At 74.8% G+C, this 15,822-nt stretch carries 17 protein-coding genes; 3 read left to right on the top strand and 14 right to left on the bottom strand.

What is annotated here, in order from left to right; all coding sequences use genetic code 11:
- Positions 1–13 precede the first annotated feature (13 nt).
- From SM573_RS13845 to SM573_RS13895, 11 genes are read right to left on the bottom strand one after another with little or no spacing between them, the layout of a single operon-like run.
- Positions 14–442: a pilus assembly protein TadG-related protein gene (locus tag SM573_RS13845; RefSeq protein ID WP_474616225.1), complete on the bottom strand. Its 429-nt coding sequence runs from the start codon at positions 440–442 to the stop codon at positions 14–16.
- On the bottom strand, positions 439–912 hold the full coding sequence (locus SM573_RS13850; RefSeq protein WP_474612568.1) for a TadE/TadG family type IV pilus assembly protein: 474 nt from the start codon (positions 910–912) through the stop codon (positions 439–441). The genes SM573_RS13845 and SM573_RS13850 overlap by 4 nt, the downstream gene beginning before the upstream one ends.
- Positions 897–1,454 carry a TadE/TadG family type IV pilus assembly protein gene (locus SM573_RS13855; RefSeq protein ID WP_474616226.1) on the bottom strand — a complete coding sequence of 186 codons (558 nt, stop codon included), beginning with the start codon at positions 1,452–1,454 and terminating at the stop codon, positions 897–899. Before SM573_RS13855 ends, SM573_RS13850 begins: the two co-directional genes overlap by 16 nt.
- Before the next feature lie 4 nt (positions 1,455–1,458).
- Positions 1,459–1,662, bottom strand: coding sequence for a hypothetical protein (locus SM573_RS13860; protein ID WP_474616227.1), 204 nt, complete (start codon positions 1,660–1,662; stop codon positions 1,459–1,461).
- A 24-nt stretch (positions 1,663–1,686) separates the two neighbouring features.
- On the bottom strand, positions 1,687–2,562 hold the full coding sequence (locus tag SM573_RS13865) for a type II secretion system F family protein (RefSeq protein ID WP_474612892.1): 876 nt from the start codon (positions 2,560–2,562) through the stop codon (positions 1,687–1,689).
- Positions 2,563–2,608: 46 nt separating this feature from the next.
- Positions 2,609–3,511, bottom strand: a complete 903-nt coding sequence (locus SM573_RS13870; RefSeq protein WP_474612571.1) for a type II secretion system F family protein — start codon at positions 3,509–3,511, stop codon at positions 2,609–2,611.
- A 4-nt stretch (positions 3,512–3,515) separates the two neighbouring features.
- Positions 3,516–5,045 carry a CpaF family protein gene (locus tag SM573_RS13875; protein ID WP_474616228.1) on the bottom strand — a complete coding sequence of 510 codons (1,530 nt, stop codon included), beginning with the start codon at positions 5,043–5,045 and terminating at the stop codon, positions 3,516–3,518.
- Positions 5,035–5,835 carry a CpaE/TadZ family protein gene (locus SM573_RS13880; protein WP_474616229.1) on the bottom strand — a complete coding sequence of 267 codons (801 nt, stop codon included), beginning with the start codon at positions 5,833–5,835 and terminating at the stop codon, positions 5,035–5,037. Before SM573_RS13880 ends, SM573_RS13875 begins: the two co-directional genes overlap by 11 nt.
- A complete protein-coding gene (locus SM573_RS13885; RefSeq protein ID WP_474616230.1) occupies positions 5,835–6,494 on the bottom strand; it encodes an SAF domain-containing protein in 660 nt (219 codons plus the stop codon). Before SM573_RS13885 ends, SM573_RS13880 begins: the two co-directional genes overlap by 1 nt.
- Before the next feature lie 37 nt (positions 6,495–6,531).
- Positions 6,532–7,545 carry a hypothetical protein gene (locus SM573_RS13890; RefSeq protein WP_474616231.1) on the bottom strand — a complete coding sequence of 338 codons (1,014 nt, stop codon included), beginning with the start codon at positions 7,543–7,545 and terminating at the stop codon, positions 6,532–6,534.
- Entirely contained in the window at positions 7,539–8,105 is a 567-nt protein-coding gene (locus tag SM573_RS13895; RefSeq protein WP_474612576.1) for a hypothetical protein, read from the bottom strand. Before SM573_RS13895 ends, SM573_RS13890 begins: the two co-directional genes overlap by 7 nt.
- Positions 8,106–8,695: 590 nt before the next feature.
- On the opposite strand from SM573_RS13895, the gene SM573_RS13900 reads away from it, so the two are divergent.
- A complete protein-coding gene (locus SM573_RS13900) occupies positions 8,696–9,526 on the top strand; it encodes a prepilin peptidase (protein WP_474616232.1) in 831 nt (276 codons plus the stop codon).
- Between the two features lie 24 nt (positions 9,527–9,550).
- On the opposite strand, the gene SM573_RS13905 is transcribed toward SM573_RS13900, so the two are convergent.
- Positions 9,551–10,180 (bottom strand): phosphatase PAP2 family protein, encoded by a 630-nt coding sequence (locus tag SM573_RS13905; protein ID WP_474612578.1) that lies wholly within the window; start codon positions 10,178–10,180, stop codon positions 9,551–9,553.
- 168 nt (positions 10,181–10,348) lie between these two features.
- On the opposite strand from SM573_RS13905, the gene SM573_RS13910 reads away from it, so the two are divergent.
- A complete protein-coding gene (locus SM573_RS13910) occupies positions 10,349–12,748 on the top strand; it encodes a glycoside hydrolase family 65 protein (protein ID WP_474616233.1) in 2,400 nt (799 codons plus the stop codon).
- 3 nt (positions 12,749–12,751) lie between these two features.
- Here SM573_RS13910 and SM573_RS13915 read toward each other — a convergent pair whose 3' ends face one another.
- Positions 12,752–13,216 (bottom strand): hypothetical protein, encoded by a 465-nt coding sequence (locus tag SM573_RS13915; protein WP_474612580.1) that lies wholly within the window; start codon positions 13,214–13,216, stop codon positions 12,752–12,754.
- Between the two features lie 316 nt (positions 13,217–13,532).
- Between SM573_RS13915 and SM573_RS13920 the strand changes: the two genes are divergently transcribed.
- Positions 13,533–14,681: a low temperature requirement protein A gene (locus tag SM573_RS13920; protein WP_474612581.1), complete on the top strand. Its 1,149-nt coding sequence runs from the start codon at positions 13,533–13,535 to the stop codon at positions 14,679–14,681.
- Between the two features lie 9 nt (positions 14,682–14,690).
- Here the strand turns inward: SM573_RS13920 and SM573_RS13925 are convergent, their stop codons facing one another.
- Positions 14,691–15,761, bottom strand: a complete 1,071-nt coding sequence (locus SM573_RS13925) for a WxL protein peptidoglycan domain-containing protein (RefSeq protein WP_474616234.1) — start codon at positions 15,759–15,761, stop codon at positions 14,691–14,693.
- Positions 15,762–15,822: the final 61 nt, after the last annotated feature.

Consider the following 15,822-nt stretch of genomic DNA (forward strand, 5'->3'; position numbering starts at 1 on the left):
CCGATTCCCTTCCCTACGGTCCCCCGGTGAGGGCGCGGGCGGTCGCCTCACCGGTGACGGTGACGGTGTCGTCGAAGCCGAAGAAGCCGAGCATCGTGCGGTCGTACCGGACGGTGACCCGCACCCGGATCAGCGTCTCGCCGTCGACCACCGGGAAGTCCACCGAGTGGCCGGCGGCCTCGGCGGCGGTCAGGTAGTCGGCGACCGTCGTACGGGCCTGCCCCTTGTCGATCCGCTTCGGCCCCCCGGCGATCGCGGTGGCCCGGTCGATCGCCTGTCCGCCCGCCCGGGCGGCCTCGGCCGCGAGGTTGTCGGCGCGTTGCCGGGTGCGCAGCTGGCCCGCGCCGTCGTACGAGAGCCCGATGATCGCGAGCACCCCGACCATCGCGACCGCGAGGAAGACGCTCACCCGACCCGAGTCCCGGTGCCTAGCGGCGCTCATCCGCGACTCCGGTACCGGTCCACCGGAGAGGTGAAGCTCGCCGTGACCCGGTTGCCGTCCGGCATCCCGGGCAGGACGGACAGGTGCAGGTCCCGGTAGGACACGGTGCAGGTGATCTCCACGGTGACCGAGGCATCCTGCCCGGGCGGGCTCTGGAAGGCCGCCTCGAAGTCGGTCGGCCGGCCGCCGACCGAGCCGGAGAAGGAGAGCGCGGGGGCGTCGGTGCAGGCCAGCCCCCGCCAGCCCAGCTGCGCGACGGCGGCGTTGCGGGCGGCGCTGCTCGCGGTCGCGGCGTTCCGGGAGATCGAGGCGGCCCGGGCCGCGTCGTGCGCCGCGGCGTCCAGGGCCTCGGCCGCGACCGCCGCCCGCCCCGCCACCCCGGCGAGCACGATCAACGCGATGAAGGCGGGGGCGAGCACCGCGACCTCGATGGAGACCGAACCCGCGTCCCGCCTCACGGCGTGGTCCACTGTTCCACCGTCCCGTGCGCGCTCTGCGCCACCGGGAAGCTGACCAGCGGGATCACCGACAGGGAACGGCCGCGCACCGTGCACGTGACCTCGGTGTCCGCGGCGTTGGTCTGGCAGGCCGGCCCGGGCTGTTCCCAGCCGACGAGCCAGTCGCCGGAGGCGCGGAGGAAGCGGATGGCCCGCTGCGCGCCGGCGTTCGGGGGCGCCTCGTGCACCCGCTGCGCGTTGACCGCGCTCTGCGCCGCGTTCAGGGCGGTCGAGCGGGCCACGAACCAGACGGCGACCTGCACGGACGCGAAGAGCAGCACGAGGATCAGCGGCATCACCACGGCCAGCTCCACCGGGTTGGCGCCGCGGTCGCGGCCGCCGGCCGCCAGGCGTCGTGCGGCCGCGCGGGCGAGGCGCCACGCCGCCGGCCGCACCACGAGAGGGCCGGCGACCCGGCGGCCGGTGCCGCCGCCGGCCCGGGCGGCGGCGGGCACGCGGGGTCGCCGGACGGTGTGGACCGTCCGGCGCACCCGGCGGGCGGCGGCGCGACGCATGCGACTACTTCGGGTTGGTGTGGTTCGGGATCGCGTTCATCCAGTCCCGGGCCTTGGTGAGGGCCAGGCCGGTCACGATCGTCGCCACGAAGACCAGGCCGAAGATGATCACCGCGGTCGGCACGGGGCTGTCACCGCGCTCGCCGGCGCGGCGCAGTTCGGCCAGGCGTGTCGTCAGCGCGACGTGCAGGTAGGTGAGGACGGACATCAGGCGCTCCTTCGGGGGTCGGGGTCACACGCGGGCGATGAACGGGTAGACGACGAAGCCGAGCAGGACGAAGACGAGCAGCGCGCCCGGGATGTCGAGGCGACTGGTCACCCCCTCGGCCCGGGCGAGGTTGTCGGTGCGAATCTGGTCGCGCAGCGAGTCGGCGCGGCTGCGCAGCGTCTCGTGCACCTGCGCGCCCTCGCTGCCGGAGGAGCGCATGATGGCGCCGACGTCGCCCAGCTCGGGGATGCCGATACGGTCGGCCAGGTCGCGCAGCTCGTCCCAGGGCGAGTGCATCTGCATCTGGGCGATCCGCAACGCCTCGGCGATCCGGTCGAAGACCCAGCCGTCGCAGACCGCCGCCGCCCGCTCCAGGGACTGCACCGGCCCGTGTGCCGCGGAGAGCTGCAACGCCACCAGGTCCAGATAGGTGCAGACCGCCTGGCGGAACTCGTCGCGGGCCTTCGCGGCCCGGGCCAGTACGGACCGGTGGGCGATCAGCGCGGCGACCAGGGCCGCCCCGAGACCGCCCAGCACCGGCACGGCCAGCGGCAGTGAGATGCCCAGCACGAAGCAGGCCACCCCGAGCAGGGTCGGCATGGCCAGCCCGATGAGCGCGGAGAGCAGCACCGACAGGGCGTACTGCTCCGGGGTCTGGTCGATCAGCGCGAGCTGCCGGTGCGGCGGGCGCAGCCACCGGGAGAGCCCGGTGAGCCACTCCAGGCGTCGCCCGGCCGGGGCGCCGAGCGGGCTGGTGCCCGCCGGCTGGTGCAGCCGGCGCAGCGCCGGCCCGAGCGCGGGCGTCGCCGGCACCAGCTCGCGGACCACCAGGTAGAGGCCGAGGCCGACGGCCGCGCCGCCGCCGACCGCGATCCCGAGCTGCCAGTTGAGGTACGGGATCACCGCCGCCACCCCTTCCGGATGCCGCCGGGGCTCACGTGCTCGCTCACGCGATCGCCTCCTCCGGGTCGGGGGCGGGGAGGAAGCGGGCCGGTCGCCGGGGCTGGCTCATCGACCGCACCCAGGCCAGCAGGCCGATGAACGCGACACCCAGGGTCGCCATCACGAGCTGCCCGAACGGCGTGCCGTACGGGCGGATGTACTCGGTGTTGAGCAGCCCGTAGACGAGGGTGGCGAGGGTCATCCCGGTGAGGAAGCGCACCGCGAACCGGGGCTGGGTGCGCTTCGCCTCGACCTCCCGCCGGGTGGCGACCTCGGCGGCCGCGGCGGCGGCGATCGCGCCGAGCACGTCGCCGAGGCGGTCGCCCCGGTCGGTCAGGTGCAGGATCAGCGCGGCCACCACCTGGTCGCAGACCGGGTCGCCGATCTCGTCGGCGAACGCGAGCAGGGCGGAGCGGGCGAGCCAGCCGGCCTGGAGCCGGGCGGCGAGCAGCCGCACCTCCTCCTCGATCTCCTCCGGTGCGGTGCCGACGGTGTGGATGATCGCCTGCTGGAGCCCCTGCCCGGTGGCGGAGACGTCCTTGAGCCGGCGGGTCCACTCGCCGACCGCCTCGATCCGGGCGATCGCCCGCTGCTCGGCCCGCCCCACGGTGAACAGCCAGGGGGTGCCGGGGACCGCCGCCGCGACCAGCAGGCCGACCACCGGCAGGCCGGTGAGCAGGAAGGCCACCGCCCCGGCCACGAGCGCGCCGACCAGCAGGGTCTGGTGGTTGCGGCGCTCGCGGGGCGTGTTGCCGGAGCCGTACCAGAGGCGAGTCAGGCCGGGCCCGGCGCCGGGCGTGGGGCCGGGTGGCCGGCGGGTGCCGACCAGGGCGACGACCGCCAGCACGAGGCCGGCCACGCAGGCGGCCCCGGAGACCACCGCGATCAGCTCGATGTCGTCACGCACGCCGTCACCGCCGGGCCAGTCGGGTCTGCCGGGGCCGCCGCCACGCACCGGTGCCGGCCTCGATCCATCGGCTGAGCAGCCGGGCGTCGTAGCCGACCCGGAGCAGCTGGTCGCGGACGCGTTCCGGCAGGTGTCGGGGCACCGCCCGGCCGTCCGGCCCGGGGCCGAACACCGTCGTGGTGGTGATCCGCCCGCTGTCCCCGGCGCCGATCACCTCCTCGACGTGCGAGACGAACCGGTGCTTGCGCCCACCGATCGCGGTCTCGTCCTCGACCGTCACGTAGACGATCAGGTCGAGCGCGTTGCCGGCCATCCGGCGGGCCTGGTCGACGGTCATCTCCCGGCCGTGCGCCAGCGCCAGCTCGACGATCCGCTCACCGACGCCGGCGGGCGTACGGGCGTGGATGGTGCACATCGAGCCCCGGCTGGTCGTCATCGCCTGAAGCATGGGGACGATCTCCCGGGACCGGACCTCGCCCACGATGATCCGCAGCACCCCCATCCGCAGCGAGACGGGGATCAGGTCGGCGATGGTCACCTCGCCGGCCGGCCGCCCGTCCAGCCCCCGTTCGCCGTGCCCCTCGCGGGCCTCGAAGCTCATCACCGCCCGGTGCCGCTGCTGCCGGCGGGCCGGGAGCAGCTCCCGGCTCTCCTCGAGCAGCACGTACGGCTCGTCGGGCGGGATCTCGTTCATCAGCGCCCGGACGACTGTGGTCTTCCCGGCGCCGGCGAGCCCCGCGATCATGATGTTGAGCCCGGCGCGCATGGACGCGCGGAGGAAGTCCCGCAGCAGCGGGTCGATCATCTCGTCGAGACCCGGCCGGGAACCGGCGATGTCGTCGAGGCTCACGTCGAGCGTGTTGTGCTTGCGGATCACCGCGTACGGGCGGTGGGTGACCAGGAAGACCGCGGCGAGGCGGCTGCCGTCGGGCAGTTGCAGGTCGAGGGTGGGTTTCGAGGTGGAGAGGGAGCGTTCGGTCGCTCCGGCCCGGCGGGCCGCCGCCTGGAGGATCTCCACGAACTCCGCGTCGCTGTCGGCGATGGGTTCGCCCCAGTCGACGCCGCCGCCGTGTCGGGTGATGCGCACCTGGTCGCAGCCGAGGATGTGCACCTCCTCGATCGTCTCGTCGACCAGGAGGGTCTGCAGTCGGCCGAGGCCGACCAGCTCCGCGGTCACCTGGTCGAGCAGGAGCCGCTCCTCGTCGGCGGGCATCGGTGTGCCCGCCCGGCGGACCGAGTCGGCGTACTCGGCGACCACCGCCACGGCGAGCCGGGCCCGTTCGGTGTCCTCCTCGTCGGGGCTGAACTCCCGCCCGCGCTGCCACAGCGTGAGCCGTTCGGTGAGCTGCCGGCGCAGCTCCCGGACCACCGGGAAGTCCACCCGCGGTCGCGGCGGTGGCGGGGTCGGCGCGTCCCCGGCCGTCGGGCGCGGCGGCGCCTGATGGCGGCCGTTCGGCGGGGCGAGCGGCGGCGCGGTCGAGGTGGCCGTCGGCGGGTGCTGCCGGGGGTCGGCGGAGACCGGTTCAAAGCGCACCCGGCACCCCCTGCTGGACGGGCCAGCCGAGCCGCGCCCGGCGCCGGTCGAGAAGCGCCCCGACCGGCACCTCCAGGGCGGCCGCCGCGCGCATCAGGGGCCGTGCGGCCCGTACCGTCCCGCCGAGGGTGAGCACCCGGGCGGTACGCGGGTCGTGCGGGAGCCGGGCGATCACCGGCAGGCGCAGCGCCCGGCTGATCTCGGCGCGCCCGTGCCCGTCGCCCACCAGCAACAGCCGCAGGTTGCCCGGCGGCACCCGGTGTTCGGCGAAGTCCCGCTCGATCGCCCTGACCATGGCCTGGGCTCCGGAGAGGTCGGGTAGCTCGGCCCGGGCCACCACGAGCACCACCGAGGCGGCCCGCAGCAGCGGCCAGGGCGGGTTGGCCACGTGCAGCCGACCGCAGTCGACCAGCACGTCGTACGGGGGTGTGCCGCGCTCCAGGCCGGTGAAGAAGTCGGCGAAGCGCTGCCACAGCGGGGTGACGCTGCCGGACTGGGCCGGGTCGACGACGCCGGGCAGGAGGAGCCGCTCCCGCCGGGGTGCGTCCAGGTCGACGAGTTGCGACCAGAAGGCGGTCTCCAGGTTGCCGTCGCGCAGTTCACCGACGGCCAGCTCACCGATCCCGCGTGGGCCGTCGAGCGCGCCGCCCAGGAAGCCGGCGAGGATCGAGCCGCCGGCCGGGTCGCACTCGGCGAGGACCAGGCGGCGGTGCCAGGTCAGCGCGGCGGCCAGCGCCGAGGTGGTGACGCCCGGCGAGCCCTTGGCGGAGACCAGCGCGATGATCGCCATCAGGCCGCCTCGGTGAGCACGACCGCGATCCGCTCCTGCGCGTTGAGCGCCACCACGGCCGGGACGTCCCGCACGGTGAGCGCCAGGTAGACCACGATCTCGTCGTCGGTGTCCGAGGCGCGGGTGTCGATGACGGTGGCCGGGAAGCGGGTGCCGGCGGCGGCCGTGCCGGCCGCGTCGTCGTCCGGCGTGCTGACCAGCAGCACCTTGTCTCCCGGGTGCAGTTGGCGGGCGGGCACCTCGGCGGGGTCGAGGCCCAGCGCGATCTGCTGCTGACCGGGCCCGAGCAGCGGGTCGTCGGTCAGCTGCGCCGGGCTCAGCAGGGTGCCCGGGGTCAGCGACACCGCGGCCCGCTTTCCGATCACCTCGTCGAGCCGGTCGGCGGGCACGGGGTCGAGCCCCTGACCGCCCGCCACCTGCACCGGCCTGAGGTCGTCCGCGCTGAGCTGCCGGCCCACCTCCACCGGTCGGGCCACCGCCAGGTAGCTGCCGGTGGCGCGTACGGAGGTCACCGCGAACGCGGCGCCCAGGCCGCCGAGGGCGATGAGCAGCACGGCGAGGCCGAGCAGCCCGGGGCGTATCCGGCGCTGCCGGACCACCCGGGGCGGGTTGACCGGGGCCTCGACCGGGTCGGTTCCGTTGCGGGTCGCCAGACTCACCGGGGCACCGCCGTTCCGGTCGGCTCATCGTTCTCGCTCATCGCGTCACCACCTGGAGTTCGTTGATCCGGATCGAGGCCGTGCCGCTGGTCCGGGTCTGCGTGATCGGATCGCCCTCGACCCCGCCGTCGGTCCACCACCGCACCGTCCAGTGCGTGGTGGCGCTGACGTCGTAGGTGCCGGCCTTCGGGTATCCGCTGTCGTAGCCGCAGTCGGGTGACGGGCGGCCGGCGTACCGGCCGGTCACCGTGTACGGCGTCCCCGGCCCGGTGCAGGTGATCCGCTCGCCGTTGTCCATGTCCCACACGACGCGGTCCACCGTCGCCTCGATGGAGACGGTGAGCCCGCGATCGCTGGCCGAGGCGCGGAGGGGGCCGAAGAAGTGCTTCTCGCCGCCGGCCGGGTCGCGCTGGGCCCACATCCAGACGGGCAGACCGACCAGGCCCGGCCCGTTGGCGCGGCGCGGTGCGACCCCGATGCGGGGTGGCAGCAGCCGGATCGAGGCGAGCGCCCGGCGGGCCAGCTCCTCCGGGTCGGGCGGGGCGCCGAAGCCGGGTGGGGGGCCGTCGAGCAGCTCCGCGCGCTGGGCGCCCTGGTCACCGCCGTTGCAGGTGAGCAGGTACCACTGCTTGCCCTCGGGCGTGCCGGGGCGCTGTGGGCTCTCCAGCTTGTAGTAGCAGCCGTCGGCGTTGTTGAACCAGCCGAGGACGTCGTCGTAGCACTTCACGGTGCGGCCGTTCCACTGGCACTTGCCGGCTCCGCCGCCTCCGCCCGAGTCGCCGCCCCCGCCGCTGTCGCCGCCGTCCCCGCCACCGCCGGGCGTGCCCGGGTCGTCGTCCCAGACGCTGCAGTCGTGCTGCTCCGGCGGGCAGTCGACGCCCGGGTCGGCGCGCTGGGCGGCGGTCGCCGGCCCCATGCCGCCGGCCGCCAGCGCGGCCGCCAGGCCGAGACCCGCGACCCGGGCGGCGGTACGCCGGAGCGTCCGCGCCCGGCGGGGTGCCCCGGCCCGCGGGGGTCGGGCCGGGGCGCCCCTTCCTCCCCAGGTCAGCACGGCTGGTCCTGGTGGGCGGCGCCGGAGCTGATTAGCCAGCGGCCGTCGGGGTACCGGGTGGCGGTGGCGGTGGCCAGGTACCGCTTCCCGCCGCTGCCCGGCACCGTGCGACGGTCCTTGACGTAGACCAGCCGGTATCCGGTCGCGTCGAGACAGTCCTGGATCTCCACGGTGGCCGGTACGGAGTCCAGACTGACCGCCGTCACGGTGGGGTCGGACTTCAACGTTCCGGTACGCATCGCGCCGTGCTCCTTCGCCTCGCGAATTGCCAATCGGACCCGGGTCAACAGCGGATCCGCGAGGAACCGGGACAGTTCCGGCGCGTGCGGATCGCTTCGTCGACTCGCCGTGCGAGACGCGTCGAGATAGCCGGAATACGCGTCGAGTGCGGCTTTTCTCGCGGCCTGTTCACTGGTGTCCGCAGCCGCCGCGGCCTGCGCGGCCGGGGCCTCCGGTGGCCGCACGGCCGCCTCCCGCCCGGCTCCGCAGGCCGTGACGGAGGTCGTCACCGTGACCGTGATCAGGCAGATTGCCGCTCGGCTGAGCTGCCGTCCTCGCACCGCCGTGCCTCCTCGGTGGCGACCCGGTGGCGACGTCCTCGTCGCCCCCGGGCATGCGGAAGCGCGCCCGAATGCTGGCATCCAGGGCCGTGGAATTCGCTGCCGCATTTACCGTTACAGATCTTTTACAAAAGCGAAGTTCGATGCCGTCCCATCGTGTCGGTGAGGCTTGCGTCACACCCAAGGGGCGAGCATAGGCTGACGTCCGCCGATGCAACAGAGGCAATTCAAGCGAATACTCTGTGTGATGACAGGTGGTGGTGGCGGGTGGCGGCCAGGGCATTCGGCGCGATCGGGTGCGGGCGGGGCGGGAAGGGCGCCGAACGGCGGCGCCCGCCGACGGCGGTCGGGGGTCGCGCCGGCCGGACGGTGGAGAGGAGTCGACCCGCTCGCGGCATCTCGCCCGATCCGTCCCCCCGTCGCCGGCCCGGACCGGACCGCCGCGTCGTCGCGGCCCGCCGGGCCCGGTGCGACCTCGCGCGGCCCCCTCGCCGGGTCGCTTTCCGCGCCATCCGCCACACCAAAGCGATCGTTAAGTTACGCTGCGTGTTCGCGTTCGGCGGTCGCCGTGACGGGGTCGGGGAGCGGTCATGGCGCTGAGCGGCCGTCCGCCCATCCCGCCGGAGGCCGGCGAGGCGGCCGTCGCGTCCGGACCCGACACCACCGTCCGGCCGCGCACCGGCCGCGCCGCGCCGGCCGCACTCGCGCTCACCCCACTGCTGCGGCTGGCGGTGCTGCGGCACGCCGTACCCCCGGGGGCGGCGCACCGGGCCGGCTGCCCGGCGTGCGGCGGCCCGATCGACCTGCGGCGTCCCTGGCCGGCGCTGGGCCCGGTCGCCCGCTGCGCGCGCTGCCGGGCCCGGGTCGGGCCGCCACCGGCCACCATCGAGGTCACGGCGCTCGCGGCGGCGGCTGTGGTGGCGCTGCTCGGCCCACCCTCGGCCGGGCTGGCCGGCGCGGCGGCGCTGGCGGCCGTGGCCTGGTGGCTCGGCTGGGCGGTGCCGCTCTGCTTCGTCGACGTGGCGGTGCACCGCCTCCCGGACCGGCTCACCTGGCCCGCCGCGGCCGGGGTCTGGGCGCTGCTCGGGCTGGCCGCTTTGACCGGGCCCGGCGCGGGCGCCTTTCTCCGCGCCGGGCTGGCCGGGGCCGGGCTCGCGCTCTTCTTCGCCACCACCACCCTGCTGCTCGGCGCGCGCGGTTTCGGGCTGGGTGACGCCAAGCTGGCGCTCGGCGTCGGCGCGCTGCTCGGCTGGCACGGCTGGCCCGTCGTGGTGGCCGGGCTGCTGCTCGCCCTCGGGCTCTCCGCGCTGGTCAGCCTCGGCCTGCTGCTGGCCCGCCGGGCCCGCTGGTCCAGTCACGTCCCGTTCGGGCCGTTCCTGGTGCTCGGCACGGTGGCCGCGCTGCTGCTGACGGCCGTGTAGGGGTCGCCGCGTGGCCCGGCGCTCTCAGCGGCGGGTGGGGCCGCCCACCGTGTCGGCCACCGGCGCCTCCGCGGTCGACCGGCGGCGGAGCACCCGGGCGACCGGGCGGACCAGCAACGGGACGAGCGCCAGCACGACGACGGCGCCCAGCAGCACCCCGGCGGCCACGTCGTGCGGGTAGTGGACCCCGACGAAGGTCCGGGAGAACGCGGCGAGCGCGGCCAGGGGCAGCGCCACCAGACCGATCCGGCGGGAGAGCAGCAGCGTGGCGACGGCCAGCGCGCCGGCGATCGTGCTGTGATTGCTCGGGAACGACCAGTCGCCCGGTGGTGGGCAGGTGCCGGCGATGATCGCCCGGGTCATCGCCCGGCACGGACGGTCCTCGTCCACGATCGTCTTGAGCCACTCGCTGCACCCGTACGCCAGGACGACCGGGACCGGCGCCACCAGGGCGAGCGCGCGTTCCCGTGGGCTGCCACCGAGGCGGGTGAGCGCCGCGGCCAGCAGCAGGAGGCCGAGCAGCACGATCGACGCCTCGGTGAAGTGCCCGGCGAACCACTGCACGGGTTGCGGGGTGTCGGCCGCCGCGTCGACGATGTCCTGGTACCAGTCCGCGCTGATTTCCGGTACGTCGGTCATGCCGGTCTGCACCATGACTCACCTCACGGTCTCGTTCATACCCCGTTCACCTTGGAGAAAGGTACGGATAACCAACAGTTCACCGCAGTGAACCAAGGCCAGGGCAGGGATCTGACCTTCGTCTCAGGGACCTCACAGCCGGGTCCGGCACGATCCGGGAACGACGCGACCACGGGAGGCTCCGTGCACAGCACCGCCACCACCGCCGAACCGGTGGCGCGCGCGTCGGGTGAGGACGACGGGAGCTGGCGGATCCGGCGTACGGCGGCCGACCTCGACCGGCTCGCCGAGACCGAATCGATCTTCGCGTTGGCCAACGGCTGGGTCGGCTGGCGGGGCACCCTCGACGAGGGCGAGCCGTACGGGATGCCGGGCAGCTACCTCAACGGCTTCTACGAGGCGCGCAAGGTCGACTACCCGGAGGACGGCTACGGGTTTCCGCAGCTCAGTGACACCGTGGTCAGCGCGCCGAACGCCGCCCTGATCCGGCTCTGGGTCAACGGCGAGCCGCTGGACATCCGCACCGGCACCCTGCGTACCCACGAGCGGGTCCTCGACCTGCGGGCCGGGGTGCTGCGCCGGGAGACCGAGTGGATCTCGCCGGGCGGTCACGGCGTGCGGATCCGCAGCACCCGCCTGGTCTCCCTGCCCCGGCGGCCGATCGCCGCCGTCCGCTACGAGGTGGAGCCGCTCGACGCGACCGTCGAGGTGCGCGTCTGCTCGGATCTGCTGGCCAACGAGCGGGTGCCCGAACGCTCCGACGACCCGCGCGCCGCCGCCGTGGTGACCGATCCGCTGACCGCGGAGGCCCGCCGCGCGAGCGGCCTGGACGGCGTGCTGGTGCACCGCACCGATCGCAGCGCGCAGCGGGTCGCGGTGGCGGTCGCCCACCTGGTGGACGCGCCGCAGACCGTCGCGGCGGAGAGCGACTGCACCCCGGACCGCCTGCGGGTCACCCTCACCGGTCCGCTCGCCCCCGGCGAGCGGCTGCGGCTGACCAAGTTCGCCGCATACGAGTGCGAGCCGGCGGACGGCACGCCTCCGGACGAGCTGGCCGACCTGGTGGTCGCCGAGGCCGAGGCGGCGCGCGCCGACGGCTTCGACACGCTGCTCGCCGGGCAGCGGGCCGCGTGGGACGCCGCGTGGCGCACCGCCGACGTGGAGCTGGAGGGCGATCCGGAGCTCCAGCAGGCCGTCCGGTTCGCGATGTTCCACCTGCTCCAGGCCGGCCGTCCGGACGGCGACCGGACGATCCCGGCGAAGGGGCTGACCGGCAACGGCTACGACGGGCACGTGCTCTGGGACACCGAGAGCTACGTGCTGCCGGTGCTCACCTACCTCGCCCCGGCCGTGGCCCGCAACGCGCTGCGCTGGCGTCACGCGCACCTGCCGGAGGCCCGGGAGCGGGCCGAGGAGCTGCGGCTGCCGGGCGTCACCTTCCCGTGGCGGACCATCGGCGGTCGCGAGTGCAGCGGTTACTGGCCGGCCGGCACCGCCGGTTTACACGTGAACGCCGACATCGCCGACGCGGTGCTGCGCTACGTGGCGGCCACCGGCGATGGCGGCTTCCTGCGCGAGTCGGGGCTGGAGCTGCTGGTCGGGACGGCGCGGCTCTGGCACGGCTTCGGCCACCACGGCGACGACGGCGCCTTCCACCTGTACGGCGTGACCGGCCCCGACGAGTACAGCGCGCTCGTCGACGACAACGTCTTCACGAACCTGATGGCCCGGCGCAACCTGTACGGCGCGGCGGACGCCGCCGAGCGCCTCCCCGAGCAGGCGGAGCGGCTCGGTGTCGACGCGGCCGAGGTGGCGCGCTGGCGGGCCGCGGCGGACGCGATGGCCGTCCCGTACGACCACGAGCGCGGGGTGCACCAGCAGTCGGCCGGCTTCACCAGCCGCCCCGAGTGGGACTTCGCCGGCACCTACGGGGACGACTACCCACTCCTGTTGCACCACCCCTACCTGGAGCTCTACCGCCGGCAGGTGGTCAAGCAGGCCGACCTGGTGCTGGCCATGCTGTGCTGCCCGGGCGAGTTCACGGCGGAGCAGAAGGCGCGCAACCTGGCGTACTACCAGCCCCGCACGGTCCGCGACTCGTCGCTGTCGGCCGCGCCGCAGGCGGTGCTCGCCGCCGAGGTCGGGCACCTCGACCTGGCGTACGACCTGTTCGCCGAGTCGGCCCTCCAGGACCTGGCCGACCTGGGCGACAAGACCGCCGACGGGCTGCACCTCGCCTCGCTGGCCGGGGCGTGGCTCGCGCTGGTGCAGGGCTTCGGCGGGCTGCGCGACGACCGGGGCGTGCTCTCCTTCGATCCCCGGCTGCCCGGGCGGATCGAGCGGTTGGCGTTCCACCTGCTCTGGCACGGTCACCGGCTGCGGGTCACGCTCACGCCGGGCGAGGCGCGTTACGAGCTGCCCGACGCCGGCCCGGACGCCGTCATCGAGGTGTGGCACCACGGCGAGCGGCTCCGCGTGGGCGCGGACGCCCCGGTCAGCCGGCCGATGCCGCCGGTGCCCGACCCGGGGCCGGAGCCGCCCTGCCCGCCCGGTCGGCGACCGCCGCGCCGCGCCGCCGGCTGAGGCTCACTCGGCCACGAGCCCGCCGGTCATCCGCTCCCGGACCTTCTCCAGCGCCTCAAAGGCGTACGCCCAGTTGTGGCACTTGAAGCTGCGCAGCCCGTCGATGGCGGTGTGGCAGTCGGCGCAGCGCACGCCGGGGATGGCGTCGGGCACCTCGGTGTTGACGTACTTGCGGTCGCCGAGGATCACCGTGGCGATCATCATCCGGTCGTGGACGCCGTCGAGCGCGGAGGAGACGATGTCGTACCAGGTCAGCCGCCGGCCGCACTTCGGGCAGTCCGGTTCGTCGCCGCTGACCCAGAGCGGAGCGCCGATGCTGCGCGGCGGGATGCCGAGCAGCTTCTCCAGCCGGCGTACGTCCGCCTCCGGGGTCGTCCAGCGATGCCGGCCGGGCAGCGCGGCGGGCGAGTCGTAGACGGCTCGGAACAGGTCCGGTTCGACCTGGACGGTCTCCCGCTGGCTGGTCATCGGCGTCCTCCTCGACGGTCGGTGCCCCCACCGTGGTCGGCGCGGGCCGTGGGGTGCAGCCGGATCAACGACAGGACGTCCCGCCGGGTCGCCCCCGCACCGTCGACCGTCGCTCGGGAGGCCCGGCGGCGGCCGACGTCACCGTGACCACGGGGTGCGCGTTCTGCACGGGTGTCGCCTGGCGGCGCGGGCCGAGGCCGACGTGTGCGGGCGCGGCGGGGACGGACGCGGACCGGGCGGCCGTCTCCCCGCTTTCGCCACGCCGGCCGCCCGACCGGTGGTACGACAGCAGCGGGAGGCGGCCGGAGGAGCGCAGATGGTGAGCAGGCCGGAGCGGCTGCTGCGGCACCGCGAGGACCCGGTGAGCGCCACCTTCCTGGAGCTCTTCTTCGACCTCGCGTTCGTGTTCGCGCTCAACCAGCTGACCACCGTCCTGCTGGCCGACGTGGGCGTCGCGGCGGCGTTGCGCACCACTCTCCTGCTCGCCGCGCTCTGGTGGCTGTGGGTGACGACCGCCTGGTCGGCCGACTGGTACGCCCCGGGAACGCTGATCCTGCGGGTGGTCCTGGTCGGCGCCGCGCTGGGTGGCCTGCTCATGGGGGCGGCCGCGCCGGCCGCCCTGGGTGAGCGGGCCGAGCTCTTCGCCGGCGCCCTGGTCGTGACCGAACTGGGCCGGGCCCTGCTCGGCCTGCTGGTGCTGCGCAACCATCCGCGCCGCCGGCGCACCCTGCGGATCCTGTGCTGGTTCGTCGTGAGCGGCGCGCTGTGGACGGCCGGGGTCCTCGTGCCGGCGGCGCGCGTTCCGCTCTGGGTGCTCGCGCTGGCGGTCGACTACACCGGGCCGAGCCTGGGCTGGCCGGTGCCCGGGCTCGGCCGCGCCACCGCCGAGGAGCTCCGCCTCACCGGCGGTCACCTCGCCGAACGCTTCCAGCAGGTCTTCGTCATCTCGCTCGGCGAGCTGATCCTGACGGCCGGTCTGGTCTACAGCCGTGCCGGCACCGGGCTGGCCCACACCGTCGCGTTCCTGCTGGTCTTCGCCATGGCGGTGCTGCTGGGTCTGCTCTACGTGACGCCGGCCGGGCGGCAGCTCGCCCCGGCCATCGAACGTGCCGACCCGACGCGGCTCGGCGCGACCTCCGCGTACCTGCACCTCGTGATCATCGGCGGGGTGGTGGCCACGGCCGCCGGTGCCGAGCTGGTCATCGCCCACCCGGACGAGGCGGGGGCCGTGGCGTTCGTCGTGGCCGGGCCGGCGCTCTTCCTCACCGGGCGGTTGCTGCTCTCCGCCGCCATCCACCGCCGGGTCTCCTGGCCCCGGCTGACCGGGGTGCCCGTGCTGGCCGTGGTCGGTGTGGTCACCGCGGGCCTGCCCCTGCTCGTCGCGACCGCGGCCACCACGGTGATCCTCGCCGTGGTGGCCGTGGTGGACCGGGCGGGGCTCTTCACCGCGCGCCAGTCGGTCTGAACGGGCCGGCTACGCCTGCTGCCCGCGCAGCGCCTGCTCGACGGCCTCCTGCACGCGGGCGTCCTCGCGCTGCCTGCGCCGGGCGCGGTGGCGACGGGTGAGGCGCAGCGCCACGAAGACCGCCGCGATCAGCACGATGACCAGCACCAGCAGGGCCCACGGGACGACCCAGCCGTGGGTCGTCCCGGTGACCGTCGGGAGCGGGGTGACCGACCCGGACGCGTCGGTGAGCAGCGGGGTGAGGGTGGCGGTCGCGGTGAGCAGGAACGCGGGACTCACGTCCTTGACGGGCACCGTCACGTCCCAGCTCTCACCGGGCAGCAGCTCCGGCGACCTCGGAAGGGTGCCGGCGCCGGTCCGCAGCAACCCGAACGGGCCGCTGACCGAGGCGGCCTGCTGGCTCGACAGCGCGGCGTTGCCGGTGTTGTGGATCTTGTACGTGACGGTGGCGTCGCCCCGACCGAACGGATTGACCGTGCCGGCGTAGTCGACGTGGAGGTCCTCGATCGCGAGGCTCGGCTTCAGCTCGCCGCCGACCCGCAGCTTGATCCGGATGCCGAGGCGCCGGTCCACGTTGATGCCCTCGGCCTGGTCGGGCTGGGTCAGGGAGGTGAGGATGCCGCCGACGTAGTCGCCGGGGGTGGCGTTGTCGGGGACCTTGACCGTGAACGGGACGGTGGCGGTCTTCCCCGGCTTGATCGCGATGCTGGCCGCGGCGGCGTGCACCCACGCCCCGACCGCGACGGACTTCTTGTCGCGGGTGAGCAGGTCGAGCTGGCCGCCGCCGGTCGTGAAGCCGTCGGCGGCGTACACGGTGAGGTTCAGCGGTACCGGGCCGCGGTTGGCCACGACCATGGCGTCCTCGAGGGTGCCGCCGGGATTGACGTTGTAGCTGAAGCTGGACCGGGTCGCACCGTAGCTGTTGGAGGCCGTGCGGACCGTCCAGGCGACGTCGCCGTCCGCTGCCAGGGCGGGGCCGGCACCGAGGCCGGCGGCCGCGACGGCGGCGAGCAGGGACAGGGCGGTCGTACGGAGGAGCGTGGCGGTCCGGGTCGTCCAGCGCGTGGTGGGCGCGTGCATCTCTGGTCCTTGGTGTGATCTTGGAGAGGCGTGAAACGGGTGGCGGGGTAGGCGCCCGAAG

The organism is Micromonospora xinjiangensis (assembly GCF_056150165.1).